The 457-nt window shown below is 67.8% G+C and carries 1 pseudogene; it reads left to right on the forward strand.

From position 1 onward, the window contains the following. Window positions 1-426: pseudogene (locus tag FAF44_RS53755) on the forward strand (DDE-type integrase/transposase/recombinase); the annotation flags it as partial. Between the last annotated feature and the right edge of the window lie 31 nt (window positions 427-457).

Below are 457 nucleotides of genomic sequence, written 5' to 3' on the forward strand. Positions count from 1 at the left end.
TCTGTATTCGCGTCGGCTGGTCGGCTGGTCGATCGCCGATCACATGCGCACCGAACTCGTCGTCGACGCGCTGCAGGCAGCGGCGCACACCCGGGGCGGCCCTGGACGGCGCCATCTTTCACAGCGACAACGGGGCCGCAGTACTGCTCTCGGGAGTTCGCGCGGGCCTGCCGCCGGCTCGGCGTCACCCGCTCGCGCGGAGCGGTCGGCACCAGTGCCGACAACGCGGCGGCCGAGTCCTTCAACGCGAGTCTGAAACGCGAGACGCTGCAGGGCGCCCACCACTGGCCCGACGCCCGCACCACCCGCCTGGCCGTGTTCCGCTGGATCACCCGCTACAACACGATCCGACGGCACTCACGACTCGGCCAACTCAGCCCGATCGACTACGAGAAGACGACAGATAACCTGAACTCTGCCGCCTGAAATCGGTGTCCACGTTTATGGGGAAAGCCCC

This window comes from Nonomuraea sp. MG754425, from assembly GCF_021699195.1.
In the GTDB taxonomy this organism is placed as follows: domain Bacteria; phylum Actinomycetota; class Actinomycetes; order Streptosporangiales; family Streptosporangiaceae; genus Nonomuraea.